The organism is Arsenophonus endosymbiont of Bemisia tabaci Q2, from assembly GCF_902713415.1.
Taxonomy (GTDB): domain Bacteria; phylum Pseudomonadota; class Gammaproteobacteria; order Enterobacterales; family Enterobacteriaceae; genus Arsenophonus.
Window position 1 is genome coordinate 1 of sequence record NZ_CACTIE010000215.1, and the last position, 4,534, is coordinate 4,534.

The 4,534-nt window shown below is 36.6% G+C and carries 5 protein-coding genes and 1 pseudogene; 4 read left to right on the forward strand and 2 right to left on the reverse strand.

The genetic code is table 11. From position 1 onward, the window contains the following. Positions 1–340 precede the first annotated feature (340 nt). The 4 genes and pseudogenes from ARSQ2_RS13870 (at position 341) to hda (ending at position 2,574) form a co-directional block, all read left to right on the forward strand. Positions 341–571 carry a solute carrier family 23 protein gene (locus ARSQ2_RS13870; RefSeq protein WP_255487683.1) on the forward strand — a complete coding sequence of 77 codons (231 nt, stop codon included), beginning with the start codon at positions 341–343 and terminating at the stop codon, positions 569–571. A 40-nt stretch (positions 572–611) separates the two neighbouring features. Then, positions 612–1,243: pseudogene (locus tag ARSQ2_RS13875) on the forward strand (solute carrier family 23 protein). Between the two features lie 130 nt (positions 1,244–1,373). Beyond that, a complete protein-coding gene (locus ARSQ2_RS13880) occupies positions 1,374–1,745 on the forward strand; it encodes a solute carrier family 23 protein (RefSeq protein WP_420837773.1) in 372 nt (123 codons plus the stop codon). 118 nt (positions 1,746–1,863) lie between these two features. Next, complete coding sequence (gene hda, locus ARSQ2_RS10145; RefSeq protein ID WP_238334450.1) at positions 1,864–2,574, forward strand: DnaA inactivator Hda; 711 nt, start codon at positions 1,864–1,866, stop codon at positions 2,572–2,574. A gap of 40 nt (positions 2,575–2,614) precedes the next feature. On the opposite strand, the gene arsC is transcribed toward hda, so the two are convergent. After that, the gene (gene arsC / locus ARSQ2_RS10150; RefSeq protein ID WP_181995227.1) at positions 2,615–2,974 is read right to left on the reverse strand and encodes an arsenate reductase (glutaredoxin); all 360 of its coding nucleotides are present in this window, start codon (positions 2,972–2,974) and stop codon (positions 2,615–2,617) included. A gap of 12 nt (positions 2,975–2,986) precedes the next feature. After that, positions 2,987–4,453, reverse strand: a complete 1,467-nt coding sequence (gene bepA / locus ARSQ2_RS10155) for a beta-barrel assembly-enhancing protease (protein WP_181995228.1) — start codon at positions 4,451–4,453, stop codon at positions 2,987–2,989. Between the last annotated feature and the right edge of the window lie 81 nt (positions 4,454–4,534).

Below are 4,534 nucleotides of genomic sequence, written 5' to 3' on the forward strand. Positions count from 1 at the left end.
TTTGCTTATTTATATAGCTATATTTAATATAGCCTAATAAATAATTTTATTAATTGATATTTAATATAGAATTTTAATACTTGGTATAAGTGATTTTTATCAATAGATAAAAATAAAGTTCAGTCCACTGTGAGGACAGAAAAATTTTTTATGATTAACTATTTTTGTTTTTTATAGATAAGTTAGTTTAAGGATTTCATTACCATTATGTTAATATGGTTTAACGAATATTTGATACAATTTTCTGTAATGAAATTAAAAATATCAAAAGGTGGGCTTTATTGATGAGTTTTGATGAGTATTAATATATTAATTATGAGTTATCAAGAGGTCATTGATCATGACCCGCCGTGTAATTGACGTAGCAGAAAGGCCCCCGTTAAGAGAAACCATTCGATTAAGTTTTCAGCATCTGTTTGCTATGTTTGGGGCTACAGTATTAGTCCCCATTTTATTTCACATCAATCCTGCAACTGTTCTATTGTTTAATGGTATTGGTACACTACTCTATTTGATCATTTGTCGAGGACGTATTCCTGCTTATCTGGGCTCAAGTTTTGCTTTTATTTGACCTGTTTTATTGTTAATTACCCCTAGGTTATGAGTTAGCATTGGGCGGATTTATTATTTCTGGGGTACTTTTTTGTTTAGTCGCACTGATTGTAAAAATAGCAGGTAGAAATTGGATCAATATTATTTTTCCACCTGCGGCAATGGGGGCGATTGTTGCGGTTATTGGTCTGGAATTAGCGCAAACGGCGGCTGGCATGGCAGGGCTTTTACCTAAAGCGGATATTCCGGTTGATTCAAGCAGTTTGATTATTTCAGTGGTGACGTTGATCGTGACCATTCTATGTTCGGTAGTTTTTCGTGGTTTTTTAGCGATTATTCCTATTTTGTTTGGTGTGATTGTCGGCTATTTACTTGCATTTTAATGGGAAAAGTGGATTTAACTCCAGTTATTACCGCTTCATGGTTTTCATTACCAACATTTTATTTTCCACGATTTGAGTGGTTTGCTATTTTGACTATTTTGCCTGCAGCGCTAGTTGTTATTGCGGAACATGTAGGTCATTTGGTTGTGACCGCGAATATTGTTGGGCGGGATTTATTAAAAGATCCTGGTTTACACCGTTCAATGTTTGCTAATGGTTTATCAACTACCATTTCAGGATTTTTTGGTTCAACACCGAATACTACCTATGATGAAAACATTGGTGTAATGGCGATAACTAAAGTATAGCTGGGCGACTTTAAAATGATTACAAGTAATTACTCTATATCAGTAAATTTATATTTGAGAAAACGTATATTTTGTAATCAAAATTAAGACGCTTAGCTATATATAATATAGCGCCTGGGTAATTGGTGGTGTGGCAATTTTAGCTATCTTTCTTTCCTGTGTTCGTAAATTAAGGGCGGCAATTCAGCTTATTCCTGTTCCTGTGATGGGCGGCGTTTCGCTATTACTTTATGGTGTTATAGGGGCATCAGGTATCCGAGTGTTAATTGATTCTCGGGTAGATTATAATAAACCACAAAATCTAATATTGACTTCCGTTATTCTGATCATTGGGCTAAGTGGTGCGACTATCCATATTGGTGCTGCTGAGTTGAAGGGGATGGCGCTTGGCACCATTATCGGTATTATTATGTCGTTAGTTTTTCGCCTGATTAATATTATTCATCCGGAAAAAACTTATATAATTACTAAGCTTGAGTCGGTAGAGACGATTAAAAAATAGCTAATTTTTACTGTAATAATAGGTAAATTATTAGTTCCATCGGATGATATTGTTTAAGTTCATCTAATTACAACTTTTGTGTTAAGCTGTATGTGTTTTCTTATCTATACAGAAAGAGGTGCTTCTGAATACGCCGTCGCAGCTTTCATTACCTTTATCCACGCCTGATGATGAAACCTTTGCCAGTTTTATTACTGGCGAAAATGGTATTTTATTAGCGGCTATCAAATCTGCTATTAATCAATCCCATAGCAGCTATATTTATTTTTGGTCTCAGCAAGAAGGTAGTGGAAAAAGTCATTTATTACACGCTGCATGTAGTGAATTGTCACAAAAAGGCGAGGCAGTTGGTTATGTTCCTCTGGATAAACGTAGCTATTTTGTCCCTGATGTTTTAGACGGTATGGAACATTTAGCTCTGGTTTGCATTGATAATGCTCATTGCATTGCCGATGATGAAGAGTGGGAAATAGCACTTTTTAATTTATATAATCGTATTTTGGAAAACGACAAAAGCTGTTTATTGATAACCGGTGATAAGCCGCCTAGGTTGATTGATTTAGCATTACCTGATTTAGCATCCAGACTTGATTGGGGACAGATCTATAAACTTCATCCACTTAGTGATGAAGATAAGATCCAGGCACTGCAATTACGCGCTAAATTACGTGGTTTCGAGTTATCTGAAGAGGTTAGTCGTTTTGTTTTAAAGCGTTTGGATAGGAAAACCCGCACATTATTTACTATGTTAAATGAGTTAGATCATGCTTCGATTGTTGCTCAACGTAAACTGACTATTCCCTTTGTTAAGGATATTCTTAAACTTTAATTTAAGCGGTAAACTTATTTTACCTCTTAAAGATACAGGGTTATTTAAATAGCTTTTTTACTTGTTCTGGTGGACGTCCTAGCTGAGCATGGTTATCAACGACAACGATAGGTCGCTCAATCAATATTGGGTTATCATGCATTGCTTGGAGTAAGATATCATCTGATAACGAGCTGTTAGATAAATTAAGTGTTTGATAAATTGTTTCGTTGCTTCTCATTAATTGACGCGGTTTAGTGAAACCCAGTTGTGAAAGTAAAGTTTTCAAGTTATTAATACTTGGTGGTGTTTTAAGATATTTAATAATGCGTGGTTTAACCCCCATATCTTCTAAAAGTTGTAGGGTTTGTCGACTTTTTGAACAACGAGGGTTATGGTAAATCGTCATTTGTTGAGACATAAGGTAATATCCTTAGCGTTTTTGTAATTGTCTATCACGTGTTTGTAACTGGCGTAGTGTATCAATACGGGCATCATATCTTGCTTGATCATAACTACCGTTTTTTGTTAGAAGACTGGCATCGGTAAGATATTTAATAGCAGTACCATAATTACCACGCAAAGCCATACCTTCTGCATAAGCTGCTAACTGTTCACTACGCTTACCTTGCTTAGCTGAAACTTCTGCCAACAAAGTCCAAGCATTTAAGTCATTGGGGTTATCAAAGGTGTATTTACGCAATAATTGAGTGCCTTGATCATATTGATTATTAGCAATATAGGCATTTGCCAGATTAATTTGTAGAATTGGGTCATTTGGTGTTTTGGTTAGTGCATTTTGTAAACGAGAAATAGCCTTTAGTGGCTGATTTAACCCTATATCTATATCGGTCATTAGATCAATAAACCAGGGATTAGCAGCTTGCTTAGCCAAAAGTAAGCGCACAATGTTGCCAGCAGCCTGATATTTTTTATCTTCATTAAGTTGTAGCGCATGAGCATAATCAGCCGCCATTCTTTCTTTAGTATCACCTTGGCTATACTGAGATAAAATTTGTTCAAGGATCGGTTTTTGCCCGTCTGTATACATGGAAAGAATGCGTACCCGAGCTAGCATAAAATCCAATGACGGTCCGAGATCCACTTTCGGATATTGATTTGAACGATTTAGTGCATCCGCTAAACGACTATCTGGTAATGGATGGGTTAATAGCATCTCAGGTTGTTTTGACATATAACGGCTCTGATCGGCTAAAATTTGCATAAAATCAGACATGGCGCGCGGATCGAATCCGGCGCGACCTAAAGTCTGTATACCAATTCGGTCAGCTTCTTGTTCGTTAGATTGAGTAAAGCTTATTATACCTTGTTGCACACCAGCTAATGTTCCTGTCAGTGCAGCAATACCTGCTTGTGGATTAGCCATCACTAACAGTGCTGAACCAATGGCGCCTATCCAGGCCAATGGTGCATTCCGTTCACGATCTTCTAGCATACGGGCAAGATGTCTTTGTGTTACATGAGAAATTTCATGGGCGATCACTGAGGTCAGCTGACTTTCATTTTGGCTACAACGAAAGAGGGCAGAATGGAGAACGACGTTGCGACCAAAATAAGCGTAAGCATTAATATTAGGATTATTTATCAGGTAAAAATGGAACCGAGTTTTTACTGAGTGGGCATTTTTTACTAAGCGCATGCCAAGATGGTTAATATATTGGTTTAACAAGGGATCGTAAATAAGTGGTGTGCTAGCACGTAATTGGCGAGTTAGTGCGTCACCAATGACAATCTCTTGATTAATAGTTAGTGTACCACCTGCTGTGCTACCAATATCGGGCAAATTATCTTCAATAGCGGTATAAACAGGCTTCATAGGAACTGCTAACATTATTGTTATTACAAGAGTAATGAGTAGCTTAGTAAATTTTCTATTCATAAACCGGAAGTATCCCTTACGATTGATTATAGCTGGGCGACTTTAAAATGATTACAAGTAATTACTCTATATCAGTAAATT